The following is a 19,820-nucleotide window of genomic DNA, read 5'->3' on the forward strand; positions in this document are numbered from 1 at the left end:
CCGGTGACATGAAAGGATGCACTCAAGCAGTGTAGACGTCTGGATGTCCATTTGTAACCCGGCGTAATAATTCAACTTGTCAATGATTGGAACTGACGGCGGTAAGCCCTCAGTGCATCATCGGAGCAGAACATGTCCAAAGCCAGCCATGCCTTTCACGCCGACGTTGTCGGTAGCCTGTTGCGCCCTGCGGCGTTGAAAACGGCCCGTCAGCAGTTCCAGAATGGTGAGATCGATGCGGCTCAGTTGCGCGCAGTAGAAAACGAGCAAATCCGCCATATTGTTGGCAAACAGCAAGAGATAGGCTTACAGGTCGTGACAGATGGCGAGTTCCGTCGCGCCTGGTGGCACTTCGACTTCCTTGAAGGGCTTGATGGTGTAGAAGGCTACGACGTGGAGCAGGGCATTCAGTTTAACGGCGTGCAAACCAAAGCCCGCAGCATCAAGGTGACCGGCAAACTGGGTTTTAGCAACCATCCGATGCTGGAGGATTTCCGTTTTCTGAAAAGCGTAGCCGGTGATGCTGTACCGAAGATGACCATCCCGAGCCCGAGCGTGCTGCATTTCCGTGGTGGCCGTAAGGCGATCGACCCGCTGGTTTATCCGGATCTGGATAGCTACTTTGACGATCTGGCACAAACCTACCGCGATGCGATCAAAGCCTTTTACGAAGCTGGCTGCCGCTACCTGCAGCTTGACGATACTGTCTGGGCCTATCTGTGCTCCGACGATCAGAAGCGCCAGATCCGTGAGCGGGGTGAAGATCCTGAGCAATTGGCCCGAACCTACGCAGAGGTGCTGAATAAAGCCATTGCCGGAAAACCGGATGATTTGACCATTGGTCTGCACGTTTGTCGTGGTAACTTCCGTTCCACCTGGATCTCGGAAGGCGGTTACGAGCCAGTAGCGGAAATCCTGTTTGGCCAGGTCAATATTGATGCCTTCTTCCTGGAATATGATAACGAACGATCTGGCGGTTTTGAGCCACTGCGTTTTATCAGGCCGGGCAAACAGCAGGTGGTACTAGGGTTGATCACCACCAAGACCGGTGAGCTGGAAGATCCGGCGGTGGTGCAACAACGTATCAAGGAAGCAACGCAGTTCGTCGATATCAAACAGCTATGCTTGAGCACGCAGTGTGGCTTTGCCTCTACCGAAGAGGGCAACAGCCTGAGTGAGCAGCAGCAGTGGGATAAGCTGCGTAGCGTGGTCAATATCGCAGCGTCGGTCTGGTAAACGCCAGTAAAATGAGCACATGACACGCGTTTAGTGTCTGGTTATTGGTGTTTTCACGCACTATGTAACCATTTGTTTCACATTTCGTGAGTGATGTGCTCAAAAATAATACAAATCATGTAGTGCATATTTATTGATAACCCCTATGTTCGACTGGATGAGCAATATTATCTGGACGATCACTCTGCTTTCTGTCCTGCGTATTGCCTTTTGGCACTATAAACGTTTAACTATCCCCCTATTGCCGGACTAAACCTCCATTTTCCTCAGCATTCCGCGGTGATTGCGGCCTGGAATTCAGCACGGGAAAAAACGTCTAAAAATCTGCTCGTCATCATGCGTATTCGCCTTTATCAAGGTCAGACGCCGCTATTGCGCGCTGTCTGTTGCCCATGAGTATTACGATGAGAGAGCAGGCCGGCAACCGAACCGAAGTGGGGCACTTTTGCCACCATGCTTATCGGCAATTTTTTATTTCAACAGGCAGCACAACAGATTATGAGTCATCGTTTAGCGTCAAAAGATATTCTGGCTTTGGGTTTTATGACCTTTGCCTTATTCGTCGGAGCCGGGAACATCATCTTCCCGCCGATGGTGGGTTTGCAGTCTGGCGAACACGTCTGGACTGCGGCAATTGGTTTCCTGATCACCGCCGTGGGTCTACCGGTTCTCACCGTGATTGCCTTGGCTCGCGTTGGCGGCGGCGTTGATGCACTAAGCTCACCGATTGGCCGTAGCGCTGGTCTGCTGCTGGCAACGGTGTGCTACCTTGCCGTTGGCCCGCTGTTTGCCACCCCGCGCACCGCGACCGTTTCCTTTGAAGTGGGTATTGCGCCGTTGACCGGTGACGGTGCCATGCCGCTGTTTATCTACAGCCTGGTCTATTTCGCACTGGTGATTGGCATCTCCCTCTATCCAGGCCGCTTGCTTGACACCGTGGGCCATATTCTGGCTCCGCTGAAGATTGTGGCATTGGCCGTGCTGGGTATTGCCGCAGTGTTGTGGCCTGCTGGGACGCCGATCCCGGCGGTGGATGCCTACCAAACCGTGCCGTTCTCTTCCGGTTTTGTTAACGGCTATCTGACGATGGATACGCTGGGCGCCATGGTGTTCGGTATCGTTATCGTTAACGCCGCACGTTCTCGTGGGGTGAAGGACGCTGGTCTGCTGACCCGTTATACCATCCTGGCCGGTTTGATCGCCGGTGTGGGCCTGACGCTGGTCTACCTGAGCCTGTTCAAACTGGGCTCCGGCAGCGGCGTGCTGACGCCAGATGCCACCAATGGTGCGGTAGTGCTGCATGCCTACGTGCAAAATACCTTCGGCGGCCTGGGCAGCTTCTTCCTGGCGGCGCTGATCTTCATCGCCTGTATGGTGACCGCGGTGGGCCTGACCTGTGCCTGTGCGGAGTTCTTTGAGCAATACCTGCCGTTCTCATACAAGACGCTGGTATTCATTCTCGGCCTGTTCTCGATGGTGGTTTCCAACCTCGGCCTGAGCCACCTGATCCAGATTTCGATCCCGGTGCTGACCGCGATCTATCCACCTTGCATCGTGCTGGTGCTGCTGAGTTTCACCCTGCGTTGGTGGACCAGTGCATCACGTATTGTTGCGCCGGTGATGTTAGTCAGCCTGTTGTTTGGTATCCTTGATGCGGTGAAAGCGTCCAACTTCCAGCATTTGATGCCAGAATGGACCAATCACCTGCCGCTGGCGGCGCAGGGGCTGGCATGGTTGCCACCTTCGCTGCTGATGCTGGTACTGGTCGCGATTTATGATCGGGTTTTTGCACGCAGCCAAGTGACTGCTCACCCTTAAACCTACGGTCTGAATTTTAGGCCACGGACTTGTCCGTGGCTTTTTTACGTTTAAATAAAGACGGGTCATTTTCATGCAACAACAGTCACCCACCGCAGCTCCAGCCAATAAGCTCAAGCGTGGCCTCAGCACGCGCCACATTCGTTTTATGGCCCTGGGTTCGGCCATTGGTACCGGTCTGTTTTACGGCTCCGCAGAGGCCATCAGAATGGCTGGCCCCAGCGTCCTGCTGGCTTACCTGATCGGCGGTATCATTGCCTTTATCATCATGCGCGCACTGGGCGAAATGTCAGTGAATAATCCGCAGGCCAGCTCGTTCTCGCGCTATGCCCAGGATTATCTCGGCCCAATGGCGGGTTATATTACCGGTTGGACCTATTGCTTTGAGATCTTGATCGTTGCCATTGCCGACGTGACGGCCTTCGGCATCTACATGGGCGTCTGGTTCCCGGAAGTGCCGCATTGGATCTGGGTGTTGAGCGTGGTGCTGATCATCGGTGCCATCAACCTGATGAGCGTGAAGGTGTTCGGTGAGCTGGAGTTTTGGTTCTCGTTCTTCAAGGTGGCGACCATTATCATCATGATCGTCGCCGGTATCGGCATCATCTTCTGGGGCATCGGCAACGGAGGGCAACCGACCGGGATACATAACCTGTGGGTCAACGGCGGCTTCTTCAGTAACGGCTTTATTGGCATGATCCTGTCGCTACAGCTGGTGATGTTCGCCTACGGTGGGATTGAAATCATTGGCATTACCGCCGGTGAAGCCAAAGATCCTAAAGTGTCGATCCCTAAAGCCATCAACTCGGTGCCTTGGCGTATCCTGGTGTTCTACGTCGGGACGCTGTTCGTCATCATGTCCATCTATCCGTGGAACCAGGTGGGGACCAACGGTAGCCCGTTTGTGCTGACCTTCCAGCATATGGGGATCACCATTGCGGCTGGTATTCTTAACTTCGTAGTGATCACCGCTTCATTGTCGGCGATTAACAGCGATGTATTCGGCGTTGGCCGTATGATGCATGGGTTGGCGGAGCAGGGGCATGCCCCGCAGGTATTCAGCAAAATCTCCAAACGCGGTATTCCGTGGGTGACTGTAGTGGTGATGATGGCGGCCATGCTGATCGCCGTGTATCTCAACTACATCATGCCGGAAAGCGTGTTCCTGGTGATTGCCTCACTGGCGACCTTTGCCACCGTGTGGGTGTGGATCATGATCCTGTTCTCGCAGATCGCTTTCCGCCGCAGCTTGAGCAAGGATCAGGTTAGCAAGCTGGCGTTCCCACTGCGCGGTGGGGTATTCACCTCGGTGGTTGCCATCATCTTCCTGGTGTTTATCATCGGCCTGATCGGTTACTTCCCAACGACGCGTATTTCCCTGTATGCCGGGCTGGTATGGGTCGCGGTGCTGCTGCTGGGCTACTACATCAAGGTGAACCGCCAGAAAAAGCAGGTCGTGCTGACGCAGCAGGACTGAACGAGACTCATTTAGGGGGCGCAGCATGCTGCGCCCTTATATTGCGACTTTGTCAGCAAGCGGACACCGGCCTTGAACCGGTGTTTTTTTAACTGTGTTCCTCGGGATCGTCCCCTCCGGTGGCCCTGGCCTCCATCACCAGATTGCTTTCGCATAACCGTTCTTCCTTCCCTTCTCTGACACAGCGCGCCAGTGCTTCACGAATATCCATCATATTGCTGCTCAAGGCACTGAGCGCCGGTTGCAATGTGCGGCTCATCTGGCTTTCATCCAGCGTGGCGCTGTGCAGGTAGCCAGCAAACATCAGCGTGGCCAATAGGGTGATCAGACGGTGTTTTGACGATGTTAACAAGATGCCTGCTCCGAACGGTAAAATGGCGTGTGAGTATTAATAGCCATTCGGCGGCAGAAAGAAAGTCAGGGGAGATATCTGTTGGCAATCGGTTGAAGATAATTACCAACAGAAATAATTTCGTCAGGCTACGTTAGGAATTGTTGGGCGCGGGCTGCAGGTTTGCCAGCATGCTGCGCATGTCGTTGCTGCTTGGTGTCTGATGGATGCGCAGATCGAATTCGCCGATCACCGCCAGCAGATGATCGAAGATATCCGATTGAATTCCTTCGTACTCTGCCCACACAGTGGTGTTGGTAAAGGCGTAAATCTCCAGCGGTAACCCTTCCGGCGTTGGGGCCAATTGGCGCACCATCAGCGTCATATTCTGGTGGATCCCCGGGTGCGAACGTAAATAAGCCACCAAATAGGCACGCAAAGTACCGACATTAGTCAGGCGGCGGCCGTTGAGCGGCGAACTGAGATCCACCTCGCTCTGTTGATTGTACTTACCCAGCTCCTGGGTTTTATCGTTCAGATAGCGTTGCAACAGGGGGTTACGGTTGAGGCGTTCCTGCTCCTCTGACGTCAGGAAGTGGACGCTGGTGGTGTCGATATTGATGCTGCGCTTGATGCGGCGGCCACCGGATTCAGACATTGAACGCCAGTTCTTGAACGAATCAGAGATCAGTGCGTAGGTGGGAATGGTGGTGACGGTGTTGTCCCAGTTTCTGACCTTGACCGTGGTCAAGCCGATGTCGGTCACCGCGCCATCGGCACCGTATTTAGGCATCTCCAGCCAATCGCCGATTTTCAACATATCGTTGGCGGAAAGCTGGATCCCGGCGACCAGGCCGAGAATGGGATCTTTAAACACCAACATCAAGACGGCCGTCATGGCCCCCAAACCGCTGAGTAACAGCAGCGGTGAGCGGCCCATCAGCAGTGAGATGATCATGATGCCAATAAAGATCGCGGCGACCAGTTTCACGCCCTGGAAGATGCCACGCAGCGGGAGCTGATTGGCAAGCTGGCTTTGGCGCATCAGAGCCAACAGCGTGTCGAGCAGTGAGAACAACGTCAGCAGTGAGAATAACAGGATCCACACCTGCGCCGCAGTAACGATAATTGCCTGAGTCTGGCTGCCATTATGCAGCCACAGTACCGCCTGCACGTTGATGATCACCCCTTGCAGCAGCAGGGCGGCGCGCTGGAAGAGTTTATGCTGGGTGATGGCCTGCTGCCAGAGATGCTGTGAATGCTGGCCACGGCGCTGGATAGCGGTCAGTACCACGCGGTGCAGTACCAGATGGATCACCACGGAAATCAGTGCAATCAGCCCAAGCACCATCGCCAGTGACATCATGTCGGTGAATTCCAGCCCAATACTTTCCAACCAGTGCCTTATTTGTTGTTGCATGCTAGCTCCCTCCAAAGTACTTAAAAAACATCCAATAAATCTAAAACCCGTTAGCCTAAAGGTTATCGGGCATGATATGTGTCTGTTTACCCACTTTTACATTGTAAATCAGCATCTCCACCCCTCGGCTCATCCCCGAGTTTATCACTCAAAGATGAGGGAGAACGGTGCTCAACGTGGCATGGTGCGTGGCATTGCATTCGTCGTCGATTGGGTTTGCTACATCAGGAGAAAATTCATGCTAAATGCCTGGCATCAGCCGGTTCCACCTTTCATGGTGAATAAGGGGCAGCGTCTGGAGATCGCTTTGTGGTTACAAAGTGACGAGTTGCCCGAACAGGTCTTTCTACGCGTCGAGCCGGACAATGAAGAGTGGCTGTTGATCATGAAGCCGAAGGCGGTAGACGGGCTCTGGCGCTATCAGGCCAGCCTGACGCTGCACGAAGGGGAGCCGGTACGGCGCTACTGTTTTAAACTGCTATGGGCCGATCGTCAGCAGTGGTTTGGCCCGCAGGGCTGGTCGCTGACCCCGCCGGGGCAACTGGCTCAGTTTGCCGTGGATGAGCCAGATAGCAGCCCAGGTTGGGTAGCCGATCAGGTGTTTTATCAGATCTTCCCCGATCGCTTTGCCAGCAGCGGTGGGGAGCATGGTATCCAGAATGGCAGTTATCACCATCATGCTGCCGGAAGTGACGTGATACGTCGTGACTGGCAACACCCGTTGGCAGATGAACATGCTGCCTCGACCTTTTACGGTGGCGATCTGGACGGCATCAGCGAGAAGCTGCCCTACTTGCAGCGGCTTGGCGTCACCGCCCTGTATCTGAACCCGATATTCACCTCACCCAGCGTCCATAAGTACGATACCGAAGATTACTATCAGGTCGATCCCTACTTCGGCGGTAACGACGCCTTGCTGCGTTTGCGAGTAAGCACTCACAAGGTGGGAATGAAACTGGTGCTGGACGGCGTATTCAACCATACCGGAGACTCCCATCCGTGGTTCGATCGTTATCAACAGGCAGAGGGTGGTGCATGCCATCATCCCGATTCCCCGTATCGTAGCTGGTTCAACTTCTATCCGGACGGTAACGTGCTGAGCTGGAAGGGTAATACCAATCTGCCCAAGCTCAACTTTGCCGAACCGCAGGTGGTCGATACTATTTATCGGGCGGACAACAGCGTGGTACGCCATTGGTTACGCCCACCGTACAGCATCGACGGCTGGCGCTTGGACGTGGTGCATATGCTGGGGGAAAACGGCGGTGCAGCGGGAAACCTCCATCACCTGGCCGGAATGTATCAGGCAATCAAGCAAGAGAACCCGGATGCCTATGTGCTAGGCGAACATTTTGGCGACGCGCGCCGCTGGCTGCATGCCGGAGTTGAAGACGCTGCCATGAACTATATGGGCTTTGCCTTGCCGGTTAGGGCGTTTCTGGCCGGTGTCGACGTGGCTTATCATCCGGTACTGCTGGATGCGGCAGACTGTGCGCACTGGATGGACGGTTACCGGGCCGGATTGCCCCATAACCGCCAACTGATCCAGTTCAATCAGTTGGATAGCCATGACACGGCGCGTTTCTTGACCTTGCTGGATAACAATCCGCGCCGGATGCAGATGGCGGCGGTGTGGCTGCTGGCGTGGATTGGCGTGCCTTGTCTGTATTACGGTGATGAGATTGGTCTGGATGGCGGCAACGATCCCTTCTGCCGCAAGACGTTCCCTTGGGATGAAAGCCAATGGGATCGGCCGCTGTTGGCCTTGTTCAGCCGCCTGACGGCACTGCGTAAGCAGAGCAAGGCGTTACGCCGTGGCGGCTGCCAGGTGCTGTATGCGCAGGGTGAGACGCTGGTGTTTGTGCGTACTTACCAGCGGGAGCAGGTGCTGGTGGCGTTGCAGCGAAATGATAGCGGAGAAGTCGAACTGCCTTATAGCCCGCTGTTGCGAGAGGGGAAATGGCAGCTTGTGGAAGGGGAAGGTGAACTTATTGCACAGGAAGGTGGCCTGCGGTTGCAGTTAGCGGCCGAGTCGGCCAGCGTGTGGCGGCTACGTGGTTAAAGTTGGCTAAAGGTTTACCCGCCAATTGGCGGGTAAACCCGATCCGTCAGTATCCCACTGCAGATCCTGCCGGGCGGCGTACGTCGTTGGCTCCGTACAGGTAGCCCTCACGTACGCGTCCAGAAACGGCAGAGTCGTTACCCGAGTTGGCCGGGGTGACACCCGCTGCACCCGGTAATCCCACCAGAATCAGCTCCGCAGCGCCCCAAGGGGTTTGCTCAACCATCTTGTAGCCCATCTCTTTGAGGATTTTTAGCGTATCGGCAGAGACACCGCGCTGCTCGTAATAGACCTCATCCGGCAACCATTGATGATGGATCCTTGGCGCATCCACCGCTTCCTGCGGCGCCATGCCATGATCGATCACGTTCAGCGCGGTCTGCAGCGTGATGGTAATGATGCGTGAACCGCCTGGCGAACCGAGTACCATAAAGATTTTATTGTCTTTGGTTACCAGCGTAGGGCTCATGGAGGATAGTGGGCGCTTACCGGGGGCGATGGCGTTGGCCGTTCCCTGCACTAAACCATAGAGGTTTTTCTCGCCAACCTTGACGGTAAAGTCATCCATCTCATCGTTGAGGAAGAAGCCGGTACCCGGTGCGATCACCACGGCACCAAAACGGCCGTTGACGGTATAGGTGGTCGACACCGCATTCCCTTCATGATCGACAATCGAATAGTGGGTGGTTTCCGGCTTTTCGTGCGGCTCCATCCCCGGTTGTACATTGACAGAAGGCGTAGCCTGATTGGCGACGATTTTCTTACGGATCTCATCGGCGTAGCTTTTGCTCACCAGCCGATCGATCGGATTCTTGATAAACTCGGGGTCGCCGAGATAAGTATTGCGATCCATATAGGCATGGCGCATCGCCTCGGTCATGGTATGGATCGTCGCAGCCGAGTTAAAGCCCATGCTTTTCAGATCGTAGCCCTCAACGATATTGAGGATCTCGCACAGCGTGACGCCACCGGAGCTAGGTGGTGGTGCAGAGACGAATTTATAACCGCGATAGCTACAGGTGATCGGCGTAGCCTCGGTCACTTGGTAGTTGGCGAAGTCGGCGGCGGTGAGGATGCCTCCCCCCTGTTTGGCGGCGGCTTCAACCGCCTGCGGGATTTTGCCCTGATAGAATGCGGAGGGGCCTTCTTTGGCGATGGCTTCCAGCGTGTTAGCCAAGTCGGTTTGCACCAGGCGATCGCCCGGTTGTAGCGCAGAACCGTCTTTACGCAGGAAGATTTTGGCCGACTCCGGGTCTTGTTTGAAGCGTGCGACGGTGGTGTCGAGAATATCGGTATCGGCCCGCGTCAGGATAAAGCCCTCACGGGCCAGCCTGATAGCCGGTTCCATCACCTGTTCGCGGCTCAGCTTGCCGTACTTTTTACGTGCGGTCTCCATCCCCAGCACCGTTCCCGGCACGCCAGCGGCCAGATAACCGTACAGGCTGGCGTCTTTTTTCACCTTGCCTTGCGCATCCAGATACATATCGGCACTGGCCGCCGCCGGAGCGGTTTCACGGAAGTTGATAAAGGTATCGGTGCCATCGGCCAGGTGCAGGGTCATGAAACCGCCGCCGCCGATATTGCCGCAGCAGGGGTTAACCACCGCCTGGGCATAGCCGACCGCGATCGCCGCATCCACCGCGTTGCCCCCCATCTTGAGAATATCGACGCCGACCTGTGAGGCCAGATGCTGCGAGGTGACCACCATGCCATTTTGCGCTTCCACCGCCGGGGTTGATGCGGCATACAGTTGGCTGCTGACCAGCAAGGCTGCCAAGGTCAGCGGTTGACTCCATTTTTGTAAAAACATAACGACTCCTGTGTTGATCCCTGTTTTATTATTTGTCCCGCAGGTGCTGCAAAGCGCAGGCCAACCTATGAAGAGTAGCTACGAATAGGCGATGCGGCGGTCGGCAGAGTGAAAAATGTGAAGCGAAACAGGGGAATATTGCACAGGAGGGGGGCGGTTGCACCGATTTTGGGCATAAAAAAAACCGGCCAGCAGGGCTGACCGATTCTGACACTTACAGGCTGAAATTACAGCTTGGAAGCGTTCTCAGACAGGTATTTAGCTACGCCGTCTGGAGATGCGCCCATACCTGCTTTGCCTTTTTCCCACTGAGCTGGGCACACTTCGCCGTGCTCTTCGTGGAATTGCAGCGCGTCAACGGTACGGATCATTTCGTCGATGTTACGGCCGATTGGCAGGTCGTTCACGATCTGGGAACGAACAACGCCGTTCTTGTCGATCAGGAAAGAACCACGCAGGGCAACGCCCGCTTCTGGGTGTTCGATGCCGTAAGCTTTCTGAATTTCGCGCTTAACGTCAGCAACCATTGCGTATTTCACTTCACCGATGCCGCCTTTGTCGACAGGGGTTTTACGCCATGCGTTATGGACGAATTCTGAGTCGAAGGAAACGCCTACAACTTCAACGCCGCGCTTCTGGAACTCTTCATAGCGGTGATCGAAAGCGATCAGCTCAGAAGGACATACGAAGGTGAAGTCCATCGGCCAGAAGAACAGTACGGCTGGTTTGCCGTTCAGGTGCTTCTTCAGGTTGAAGTTTTCTACGATTTCGCCATTGCCTAAAACGGCTGCAGCGGTGAAGTCAGGGGCTTGACGAGTTACCAGGACCATAATTACTCCTGTAATAGTAGTTCAATGGGTTGATGTAAAAGCAGGGGCCAGTATAAGGGCCACCACTCGGTGAGGGAAGGGTGAAAGACCAATCAATGAGATAGCTTCCACCTATCAAACCGAGAGAATAAATTCAGCAGTCTTTCAAAATAACCTTTTCGTACAAAAGGGCAAGGACAAAAAGCCACATTCCCTTAACTGAATGAGTAATAGGGTTTTTTATCCGGCGATCACAATGACTTGTTTCTGGCCTGTTCCATCATACGAGGATAAAACTGCCAGAACTGTGTTTCAAGCTGATGATACTGGCGTTCCACGTCGGCAAAGGAGCCAGCCAATGCGGCCAGCCGTGGGCGGCGGCTAGCCATGCCTGCCAATACATCGCTGATAAACGGCAGCTCGGCGTAACGTTCCAACCAGCGTTCGGGCCAAAGATAGCTGTTCAGATTCTGGAAACGCTGCGGCGTTTGCGGCAGGTGCGGCACAATCACGCTGCGAGCTTGTTGGGTGAAGGTACGTAAGCTGCAGGTTGGCTCAAGCTGTTGCCAGTGGCGAGCCAGAAAGTGATCCCAGACCACGTCGAGCGTAATGGGGGCGACACGGCGGAATTGCGGGCTGAAAAAGTCACGGCAGGCTTTGACTTCCGGCTGGATATCGGTCAGAACATCGACGCGCCGATGCATCATGATGCCAGCCACGACCGCCGGATCGTAATCACCTGCGGGGTTGCCGCGCACGAAATCGGCGAGCAGGTTGCCAAGCAGCGAGCTTTCCGCAAGCTGGGCCAAATGGAGATGAGCGAGAAAATTCATCTGCCAACTATAACCCAAGTCATGCAATTCCTCCTTATTCCTTGCTGCTTGTCGCCCGCGGCTTTAGACTGTACCGCCTGTTTTTTCCCAATTAGCTAGCTGAAGAAGTGAATACCCATGCGCGTCGCCGATTTTTCTTTTGAGCTCCCCGAGTCTTTAATTGCCCGCTATCCACAGCCTGAGCGCAGCGGTTGCCGTTTGCTGCAGCTGGACGGGCCAAGCGGAGGCCTGACGCACGGCGTGTTCACCGATCTGCTGGATAACCTGGAAGCGGGCGATCTGCTGGTGTTCAACAATACCCGCGTGATCCCGGCGCGCCTGTTTGGCCGCAAGGTCAGCGGCGGCAAGATAGAAGTGCTGGTCGAGCGGGTGTTGGACGATCATCGGGTGCTGGCCCATGTGCGTGCCTCTAAATCCCCCAAGCCGGGTACCGAACTGCTGCTGGGCGATGACGAAAGCATTGCCGCCACCATGGTCGCGCGCCATGACACGCTGTTCGAACTGCGCTTTAACGACGATCGTGACGTGTTCACCATCCTCAACGCGGTGGGCCATATGCCGCTGCCGCCGTATATCGATCGTCCGGATGAAGACGCCGACCGCGAACTGTATCAGACCGTCTACAGCGAAAAGCCAGGTGCCGTAGCGGCCCCGACTGCTGGCCTGCATTTTGATGAGCCGCTGTTGGCTGCGCTGCGCGCCAAGGGCATTGAGATGGCGTTTGTCACCTTGCACGTTGGCGCTGGCACCTTCCAGCCGGTGCGGGTAGAAACCATTGAAGAGCATGTGATGCATGCGGAATACGCCGAAGTGCCGCAGGATGTGGTGGATGCGGTATTAGCCTGTAAGGCGCGGGGCAAAAGGGTGGTTGCCGTGGGCACCACGTCGGTGCGTTCGCTGGAAAGCGCGGCCAATGCCTGCCAGGATGCGCTGATCGCGCCCTTCTTCGGCGATACCAGCATCTTTATCTATCCGGGATATCACTATCAGGTGATCGATGCGCTGGTCACCAACTTCCACCTGCCGGAATCCACCCTGATCATGCTGGTTTCGGCGTTTGCCGGCTATAAAAACACCATGAACGCCTATCATCAGGCGGTGGCCGAGCAGTACCGTTTCTTCAGCTACGGCGATGCGATGTTTATCAGCCGTAATCCACTGGCGGAAAGCGAATCCGTCGGGGAATAAATTCCCGGGCTACGCACACTGCGTGGTCCTGTTTTAATGACGTCAGACTGTATCTCTGACGCTGGAGGTTTTGTGAAGTACGAATTACAGACAACCGATGGCCGTGCTCGTCGCGGCCGCCTGGTCTTTGAGCGTGGCGTAGTGGAAACCCCGGCCTTTATGCCGGTGGGGACCTATGGCACGGTCAAAGGTATGACGCCGGAAGAGGTGAAAGACACCGGTGCGCAGATCCTGTTGGGTAACACCTTCCACCTGTGGCTGCGCCCAGGGCAGGAGATCATGAAGCTGCACGGCGATCTGCATGACTTTATGCAGTGGCACGGGCCGATCCTGACCGACTCCGGTGGTTTCCAGGTGTTCAGCCTGGGGGCGATGCGCAAGATTAAAGAGGAAGGCGTTTATTTCCGTAACCCAATCAACGGCGATAAGGTGTTCCTCAGCCCGGAAAAATCGATGGAGATCCAGTACGACCTGGGGTCTGACATCGTGATGATTTTCGACGAATGCACGCCTTACCCGGCGGATTGGGACTATGCCAAGCGTTCGATGGAAATGTCTCTGCGTTGGGCGCAGCGCAGCCGCCAGCGTTTTGATGAACTGAATAACAACAATGCGTTATTCGGTATTATTCAAGGCGGCGTTTACGAAGATTTACGTGATGTATCGGTAAAAGGGCTGGTGGAGATCGGCTTTGATGGTTACGCTGTGGGCGGTTTGGCGGTAGGTGAGCCAAAAGAGGATATGCATCGCATTCTTGAACACGTTTGCCCACAAATTCCAGAAGATAAGCCACGCTATCTGATGGGGGTTGGCAAGCCGGAAGATCTGGTTGAAGGCGTGCGTCGCGGCATCGACATGTTCGACTGCGTGATGCCAACGCGTAATGCCCGTAACGGCCATTTGTTCGTGACGGACGGTGTGGTAAAAATCCGTAATGCCAAGCACAAGGATGATACCTCCACGCTGGACAGTGAGTGTGACTGCTATACTTGTCGCCATTATAGTCGTGCCTATTTGCATCATCTCGATCGTTGCAACGAAATTCTCGGTGCCCGATTGAACACCATCCATAACTTGCGCTATTACCAACGTTTGATGGCGGGTTTACGCCAGGCCATTGAAGAGGGTAAATTAGAGCTGTTTGTGGCGGATTTTTATGGTCGGATCGGTAAACCGATACCACCTTTAAACGCTTGAATTAATAATTGAAAATTTAATGAGGGAATTTTAATGAGCTTTTTCATTTCCGATGCAGTGGCAGCAGCAGGGGCTCCATCTCAGGGTAGCCCGTACTCTTTGATCATTATGCTGGTGGTGTTTGGCCTGATCTTCTATTTCATGATCCTGCGCCCACAGCAGAAACGTGCTAAAGAGCACAAAAAACTGATGGACTCCATCGGCAAGGGTGATGAAGTGTTGACCACCGGTGGCCTGATTGGCCGTGTCACTAAAGTGGCAGATACCGGTATCATTGCCATCGCGCTGAATGACACCACGGAAGTGATGATCAAGCGTGACTTCGTGGCGGCCGTTCTGCCGAAAGGTACTATGAAGGCCCTGTAATTTTGTTTTCCCTAAGGGAACTGCCGTGCTAAACCGTTATCCTCTGTGGAAGTATCTGATGTTGATCGTGGTGATCCTCGTCGGACTGCTATATGCGCTTCCCAACATTTACGGAGAGGATCCGGCCGTACAGATCACTGGCGCGCGCGGAGTCGCCGCCAGTGAAACTACGCTGGACCAAGTCCGTACTGTATTAGAAAAAGACAACATTGCGAGCAAGTCGATTGCGCTGGAAAACGGCGCCATCCTGGCTCGCTTTAAAGATCCTGACGTTCAGCTGCGCGCCCGTGAAGCCTTGATGGCGGAGCTGGGTGACAAATATGTCGTCGCATTGAACCTTGCCCCGGCAACGCCTGCCTGGCTGGCGATGCTCAACGCCGAGCCGATGAAGCTGGGTCTGGATTTACGTGGTGGCGTGCACTTCCTGATGGAAGTCGACATGGACACCGCGCTGAGCAAGTTGCAAGAACAAACCATGGATACCCTGCGCAGCGAACTGCGTGAAAAGGGCATTCCTTACGCTGCGATCCGCAAGTTGGACAACAACGGCGTGGAAGTCCGCTTCCGTGACAATGCCGCTCGCGATCAAGCCATCAGCTACATGACGCCACGTCAGCGCGATCTGGTGCTTTCTGCCAACGGCACCAACACCCTGAAAGCAACGATGACCGACGCTCGCCTGAGCGAAGCGCGTGAGTATGCGGTGCAGCAGAACATTACCATCCTGCGTAATCGTGTTAACCAGCTCGGCGTTGCCGAACCGTTGGTACAGCGCCAGGGTGCCGATCGTATCGTCGTTGAGTTGCCGGGTATCCAGGATACTGCGCGCGCCAAAGAAATTTTGGGTGCGACCGCTACGCTGGAATTCCGTCTGGTGAACACCAACGCGGATGCGACCGCTGCGGCCAATGGCCGTGTGCCGGGTGACTCCGAGGTGAAATACACCCGTGAAGGCCAACCGGTTGTGCTGTACAAGCGTGTCATCCTGACCGGTGACCACATTACAGACTCCACCTCCAGCACCGATGAGTACAACCAGCCGCAGGTCAATATCTCACTGGACAGCGCTGGTGGTACTGCCATGTCCAACTTCACCAAAGACAGCATTGGCAAGCCAATGGCGACGCTGTTCGTGGAGTATAAAGACAGCGGCAAGAAAGATGCCAACGGCCGTTCCGTGCTGGTGAAGCAGGAAGAAGTGATCAACGTGGCGAACATTCAGTCACGTCTGGGTAACAGCTTCCGTATCACCGGTATCAGCAACCCGAACGAAGCACGTCAGCTGTCGCTGCTGCTGCGTGCCGGTGCGTTGATTGCGCCTATCCAGATCGTGGAAGAGCGGACCATAGGTCCAACCTTGGGGCAACAGAACATCACCCAGGGCCTGGAAGCTTGCCTGTGGGGCCTGGTGGCTTCGATCGTCTTTATGGTGGTCTGGTACCGCAAGTTTGGCCTGATCGCCTCTACCGCGCTGATGGCTAACCTGGTGTTGATCGTTGGCGTGATGTCTCTGCTACCAGGGGCGACGCTAACCATGCCGGGGATTGCCGGGATCGTGCTGACGCTGGCGGTGGCGGTTGACGCCAACGTACTGATAAACGAACGTATCAAGGAAGAGCTGAAGAATGGGCGATCCATTCAGCAGGCGATCCATGAGGGCTATAAAGGCGCGTTCTCCAGTATCGTTGATGCCAACGTCACGACGTTGATCACCGCGATCATTCTGTACGCAGTCGGTACCGGTTCGATCAAGGGCTTTGCAATTACCACCGCAATCGGTGTGGCGACGTCCATGTTCACCGCGATTGTCGGTACCCGTGCCATCGTCAACCTGCTTTACGGCGGCAAGCGCATTAACAAGCTGTCTATCTGAGGAGTGCGTTGTGGCACAGGATTATACTGTTGAACAACTCAACTACGGCCGTAAAGTCTATGACTTTATGCGCTGGGATTACGTGGCCTTCGGCATCTCTTTGGTGCTGTTGGTAGCGTCGATCGCCACCATGTCCGTGCGTGGGTTTAACTGGGGTCTGGATTTCACCGGTGGTACGGTGATTGAAATTACTCTGGAACAACCCGCGAATCTGGACCTGATGCGCGATACGTTGGAAAAAGCCGGGTTCCAGGACCCGATTATCCAGAACTTTGGCAGCAGCCGTGACGTGATGGTGCGTATGCCACCGGCGGTCGGTACTGCAGGCCAGGAACTGGGTAACAAAGTTATTGGCGTGATCAACGAATCGGTCGATAAGAATGCGTCCGTCAAGCGTATTGAATTCGTTGGCCCGAGCGTAGGGGCAGAACTGGCACAAACCGGCGGCATGGCGCTGCTGGTGGCGTTGATCTGTATCCTGATTTACGTGGGCTTCCGTTTTGAATGGCGTTTGGCCGCGGGGGCCGTTATCGCCCTGGCGCACGACGTGGTCATCACCATGGGCGTGCTGTCGCTGTTCCATATCGAGATTGACCTGACCATCGTGGCATCCTTGATGTCGGTGATCGGTTACTCGCTGAACGACAGTATCGTGGTATCTGACCGTATTCGTGAGAACTTCCGCAAGATCCGTCGCGGTACGCCTTACGAAATCATGAACGTCTCGCTGACGCAGACGCTGAGCCGTACCATCATGACCTCCGCCACTACGCTGATGGTGGTTCTGATGCTGTACATCTTCGGCGGCGCGATGCTGCAGGGCTTCTCCCTGACCATGCTGATCGGCGTGTCTATCGGTACCATATCCTCTATCTACGTCGCCTCTGCGTTGGCGTTGAAACTGGGTATGAAACGCGAACACATGCTGCAGCAGAAAGTGGAGAAAGAGGGCGCCGATCAGCCTTCGATCCTGCCGTGATTGCCCGGTATGTGGCTGAGTAAGCCACGCACCGTCTGAACCCGATGCCGGTCAGTTTACGCTGACCGGCATTTTTTTTGCTCCTGTGCAGCCAGCAGGTTCAGCGAGCTCACCAATTCCGCCAGGCTGGTGGCCTGCATCTTCTCCATCACTTTAGAGCGGTGTACCTCGACGGTGCGTACGGCAACGAAGTAACGATCGGCGATGGCCTTGTTGGTCATTCCGGCGGCAACGCCGCTAGCGATATCACGCTCGCGTGAGGTTAGCGTACTGTAACGCTGCTGCAACTGGTAGCGCTCCACTTGGCGTTGAGAATGGGCGATCCCCCGTTCCAACGCGGCGATCAGCGGTGCGGTGGCAATCGGCTTTTGCAGGAAATCCAACGCCCCCAATTTCATCTCTGCTACCGCCATGGCGATATCGCCATGGCCGGTAACGATCACTACTGCCAGCGTACTTTCCCGCTCGCGTAGCCGCTGATGGATTTGCTGCCCATCGATCCCCGGCATGCGAATATCCAGCATCACGACGCCGCATTGGTAAGGGTCGACTTGGTCGATAAAGCTTTGGCTGTCGTTCCAGATCTTCACCCGGTAATCCAACCCTTCGAGTAAAAAGCGGCTGGCGTCGGTGACTGCCAGATCGTCATCGACCAGATGTATCAGCGCCATGGCGTGTTTCCTTTTTGATCCCAGGGAAGAGCAGGGTAACGCGTAGCCCCTGCCGTTGTGGCGATATCGAATAATTTTCCAGCGTCAGCTCCCCCTGCTGGCTCCTTAGCAGCCGCTGGCAGATCACCAGCCCCAGGCCAAGACCTTCAGATTTAGTACTGCGAAAAGGCACGAACGGCTGTGCTAACTGTTCGGCGCTGAGGCCGCCGCCATCGTCTTCCAGTATCAGCGTCTGGCGATCGCCATCGGTTTCCAGCCTCAGGGTGATCTGCTGTGAACCGGCCTGCAGGCTGTTACTTAACAAGTTGGTGAGCACCTGCTCCAACAGCGTGGCCTGGCTATACAACTGGCTTTTCGGGGCGATGATGATGGCCAACTGGCACTGAGGGTAATGCTGTTCGATGCGCATCAGCTTGATGACGTTTTCCACCAGGGGGCGCAGCGTTAGCCATTGTGCGCTCTCATGGTGTGGCGTTTTGCTGACCCATTGGCGCAGATTGACGATGATTTCTGCCCCGCGCTGCGCCTGTTGGCCAATCTGTTCGAGGATCGGCAACAGCTCGTGCTGCGGATCGCTGCGTTCAAGGCGAATACGGCAGCCTTCGGCATAGTGACGTATTGCCGCCAGAGGCTGGTTAAGTTCGTGAGCAAAGCCGGAGGCCATCTCACCCAGAGTGCTGAGACGTTGCGCCCGGGCTAGCGCCGCTTCTCTGGCCCGCAGCGTCAGATGCATTTGTTCTAGCTCGCGCCCACGCTGGCGTACCAAGTGGCCGATCCACAGGTGGTTAGTGCCAAGCAGTAGCATGCCCCCGGCGAGCGCGCCAAGCAGGAGCAGATGTTGCAATGCCCAACTGTGTATCTCTTGCCAGAGTGAACGCTGTGCCGGATGGCGATCCAGATCGCGCAGCAATTGATCTACCTGGCGAGATGAGGCGGGAGCGCCCCAGGCAGGGAGACCTGGGGTATCCATTTGCAACAGTTGGCGGGTCAGCTCGTCGACCAGGGGATCGGGTACGTGGTTCAAGGCGGCAAACGACCAGTTGGGATAAAGCACGCTACTGGTCAGGCAGGGCTGTGCGCTGGGTTTGGCCAGCAGGGCACGATAATCATTGGCTTTGAGTAATCCCTCTTTCTCCATCTCTTCCAGCAGACAAACCGGCACTATGGCCGCGTCCAGTGCCCGATCGCGCAGCAGATAAAGCAGGGCGTCCACCGGATAACCGCTGAAGTGCAGTTGCAGATCTTTTTCCGGATGTACGCCGGCGGCCAACAGTTCCTTATAGCCCAGAAGATAGCCGCCAAAGGCGTCAGGGGAGACCGCGCCCACTTTTTTTCCGGTGAGCTGATCGGCGTTGATCACTGGGCTATCGCGGCGTACCAATATCACGCTGCCTATTACGTTGTTTGAAGCGTTCTGCTGATTTTTCCCGGAGCGTAAGGACACCAACCAGCGTAACGGATAACTATTGTCCAACTGAATATACTGCGCCGGGTTGGTGAGCAGAAAATCGACCTGGCCGTTGCTGACGGCTTCCCCCATATCGGCCAGGTTCAGCGGCAACAGTTGAAAGCTTTCGTCTGGGAACTGACGGTTGAGATGGTTAATTAACGGCTGCCATTGGGCCAGCGCATGTGTATCGCCGCGTAATGCCAGCACGGCGATAGTCCATTGCCCCGCCAAGGCCGGGCTCAACCAACCGCATAGCAAGATCATCAGTACTGCCTTTTTCACATCATCTCCATTTTTATG

At 55.3% G+C, this 19,820-nt stretch carries 16 protein-coding genes; 9 read left to right on the plus strand and 7 right to left on the minus strand.

All coding sequences use genetic code 11. From position 1 onward, the window contains the following. Positions 1-132: 132 nt before the first annotated feature. The 3 genes from KGP26_RS06200 to proY all read left to right on the plus strand — a co-directional run bounded on the left by KGP26_RS06200 (position 133) and on the right by proY (position 4,531). Positions 133-1,236, plus strand: a complete 1,104-nt coding sequence (locus tag KGP26_RS06200) for a cobalamin-independent methionine synthase II family protein (RefSeq protein ID WP_223665159.1) — start codon at positions 133-135, stop codon at positions 1,234-1,236. Positions 1,237-1,734: 498 nt separating this feature from the next. Further along, positions 1,735-3,054: a branched-chain amino acid transport system II carrier protein gene (gene brnQ / locus KGP26_RS06205; RefSeq protein WP_037375329.1), complete on the plus strand. Its 1,320-nt coding sequence runs from the start codon at positions 1,735-1,737 to the stop codon at positions 3,052-3,054. 73 nt (positions 3,055-3,127) lie between these two features. Further along, positions 3,128-4,531, plus strand: coding sequence for a proline-specific permease ProY (proY, locus tag KGP26_RS06210; RefSeq protein WP_021805512.1), 1,404 nt, complete (start codon positions 3,128-3,130; stop codon positions 4,529-4,531). Positions 4,532-4,619: 88 nt separating this feature from the next. On the opposite strand, the gene KGP26_RS06215 is transcribed toward proY, so the two are convergent. Together KGP26_RS06215 and KGP26_RS06220 are read right to left on the minus strand one after the other, a co-directional pair. Further along, the gene (locus KGP26_RS06215) at positions 4,620-4,883 is read right to left on the minus strand and encodes a hypothetical protein (RefSeq protein WP_094981211.1); all 264 of its coding nucleotides are present in this window, start codon (positions 4,881-4,883) and stop codon (positions 4,620-4,622) included. A 133-nt stretch (positions 4,884-5,016) separates the two neighbouring features. Then, positions 5,017-6,282: a mechanosensitive ion channel family protein gene (locus KGP26_RS06220; RefSeq protein ID WP_021805510.1), complete on the minus strand. Its 1,266-nt coding sequence runs from the start codon at positions 6,280-6,282 to the stop codon at positions 5,017-5,019. 238 nt (positions 6,283-6,520) lie between these two features. On the opposite strand from KGP26_RS06220, the gene malZ reads away from it, so the two are divergent. Continuing rightward, positions 6,521-8,344 carry a maltodextrin glucosidase gene (gene malZ / locus KGP26_RS06225; RefSeq protein WP_223665160.1) on the plus strand — a complete coding sequence of 608 codons (1,824 nt, stop codon included), beginning with the start codon at positions 6,521-6,523 and terminating at the stop codon, positions 8,342-8,344. Between the two features lie 46 nt (positions 8,345-8,390). On the opposite strand, the gene ggt is transcribed toward malZ, so the two are convergent. The 3 genes from ggt to KGP26_RS06240 form a co-directional block, all read right to left on the minus strand. Then, positions 8,391-10,154, minus strand: a complete 1,764-nt coding sequence (gene ggt / locus KGP26_RS06230; RefSeq protein WP_223665161.1) for a gamma-glutamyltransferase — start codon at positions 10,152-10,154, stop codon at positions 8,391-8,393. Between the two features lie 227 nt (positions 10,155-10,381). Then, on the minus strand, positions 10,382-10,984 hold the full coding sequence (locus KGP26_RS06235; RefSeq protein ID WP_037375265.1) for a peroxiredoxin C: 603 nt from the start codon (positions 10,982-10,984) through the stop codon (positions 10,382-10,384). Between the two features lie 230 nt (positions 10,985-11,214). Continuing rightward, positions 11,215-11,796: an ACP phosphodiesterase gene (locus KGP26_RS06240; protein ID WP_037375264.1), complete on the minus strand. Its 582-nt coding sequence runs from the start codon at positions 11,794-11,796 to the stop codon at positions 11,215-11,217. Positions 11,797-11,913: 117 nt separating this feature from the next. Between KGP26_RS06240 and queA the strand changes: the two genes are divergently transcribed. From queA to secF, 5 genes are all read left to right on the plus strand, one after another. Next, positions 11,914-12,984 carry a tRNA preQ1(34) S-adenosylmethionine ribosyltransferase-isomerase QueA gene (gene queA, locus KGP26_RS06245; RefSeq protein WP_021805506.1) on the plus strand — a complete coding sequence of 357 codons (1,071 nt, stop codon included), beginning with the start codon at positions 11,914-11,916 and terminating at the stop codon, positions 12,982-12,984. Between the two features lie 72 nt (positions 12,985-13,056). Then, entirely contained in the window at positions 13,057-14,181 is a 1,125-nt protein-coding gene (tgt, locus tag KGP26_RS06250; RefSeq protein WP_021805505.1) for a tRNA guanosine(34) transglycosylase Tgt, read from the plus strand. Positions 14,182-14,214: 33 nt separating this feature from the next. Beyond that, positions 14,215-14,547 (plus strand): preprotein translocase subunit YajC, encoded by a 333-nt coding sequence (yajC, locus tag KGP26_RS06255; protein WP_021180200.1) that lies wholly within the window; start codon positions 14,215-14,217, stop codon positions 14,545-14,547. Between the two features lie 25 nt (positions 14,548-14,572). Further along, positions 14,573-16,420: a protein translocase subunit SecD gene (gene secD, locus KGP26_RS06260; protein ID WP_094981208.1), complete on the plus strand. Its 1,848-nt coding sequence runs from the start codon at positions 14,573-14,575 to the stop codon at positions 16,418-16,420. A gap of 10 nt (positions 16,421-16,430) precedes the next feature. Beyond that, complete coding sequence (gene secF / locus KGP26_RS06265) at positions 16,431-17,399, plus strand: protein translocase subunit SecF (protein WP_024483920.1); 969 nt, start codon at positions 16,431-16,433, stop codon at positions 17,397-17,399. Positions 17,400-17,455: 56 nt separating this feature from the next. On the opposite strand, the gene ttrR is transcribed toward secF, so the two are convergent. Together ttrR and ttrS are read right to left on the minus strand one after the other, a co-directional pair. Continuing rightward, the gene (gene ttrR / locus KGP26_RS06270) at positions 17,456-18,070 is read right to left on the minus strand and encodes a tetrathionate respiration response regulator TtrR (protein ID WP_021180197.1); all 615 of its coding nucleotides are present in this window, start codon (positions 18,068-18,070) and stop codon (positions 17,456-17,458) included. Then, complete coding sequence (gene ttrS / locus KGP26_RS06275; RefSeq protein WP_371822708.1) at positions 18,045-19,784, minus strand: tetrathionate respiration histidine kinase TtrS; 1,740 nt, start codon at positions 19,782-19,784, stop codon at positions 18,045-18,047. Before ttrS ends, ttrR begins: the two co-directional genes overlap by 26 nt. Positions 19,785-19,820: the final 36 nt, after the last annotated feature.

This window comes from Serratia sp. JSRIV002 (assembly GCF_019968725.1).
GTDB lineage: Bacteria > Pseudomonadota > Gammaproteobacteria > Enterobacterales > Enterobacteriaceae > Chania > Chania fonticola_B.

What these genes read in the sequence shown, in the direction of transcription:
- ttrS (WP_371822708.1), bottom strand. Translation starts at nt 19,784, where the DNA reads ATGATCTTGCTATGCGGTTGGTTGAGCCCGGCCTTGGCGGGGCAATGG.
- ggt (WP_223665161.1), bottom strand. Translation starts at nt 10,154, where the DNA reads ATGTTTTTACAAAAATGGAGTCAACCGCTGACCTTGGCAGCCTTGCTG.
- brnQ (WP_037375329.1), top strand. Translation starts at nt 1,735, where the DNA reads ATGAGTCATCGTTTAGCGTCAAAAGATATTCTGGCTTTGGGTTTTATG.
- KGP26_RS06235 (WP_037375265.1), bottom strand. Translation starts at nt 10,984, where the DNA reads ATGGTCCTGGTAACTCGTCAAGCCCCTGACTTCACCGCTGCAGCCGTT.
- proY (WP_021805512.1), top strand. Translation starts at nt 3,128, where the DNA reads ATGCAACAACAGTCACCCACCGCAGCTCCAGCCAATAAGCTCAAGCGT.
- yajC (WP_021180200.1), top strand. Translation starts at nt 14,215, where the DNA reads ATGAGCTTTTTCATTTCCGATGCAGTGGCAGCAGCAGGGGCTCCATCT.
- KGP26_RS06220 (WP_021805510.1), bottom strand. Translation starts at nt 6,282, where the DNA reads ATGCAACAACAAATAAGGCACTGGTTGGAAAGTATTGGGCTGGAATTC.
- malZ (WP_223665160.1), top strand. Translation starts at nt 6,521, where the DNA reads ATGCTAAATGCCTGGCATCAGCCGGTTCCACCTTTCATGGTGAATAAG.
- ttrR (WP_021180197.1), bottom strand. Translation starts at nt 18,070, where the DNA reads ATGGCGCTGATACATCTGGTCGATGACGATCTGGCAGTCACCGACGCC.
- KGP26_RS06240 (WP_037375264.1), bottom strand. Translation starts at nt 11,796, where the DNA reads ATGAATTTTCTCGCTCATCTCCATTTGGCCCAGCTTGCGGAAAGCTCG.
- queA (WP_021805506.1), top strand. Translation starts at nt 11,914, where the DNA reads ATGCGCGTCGCCGATTTTTCTTTTGAGCTCCCCGAGTCTTTAATTGCC.
- KGP26_RS06200 (WP_223665159.1), top strand. Translation starts at nt 133, where the DNA reads ATGTCCAAAGCCAGCCATGCCTTTCACGCCGACGTTGTCGGTAGCCTG.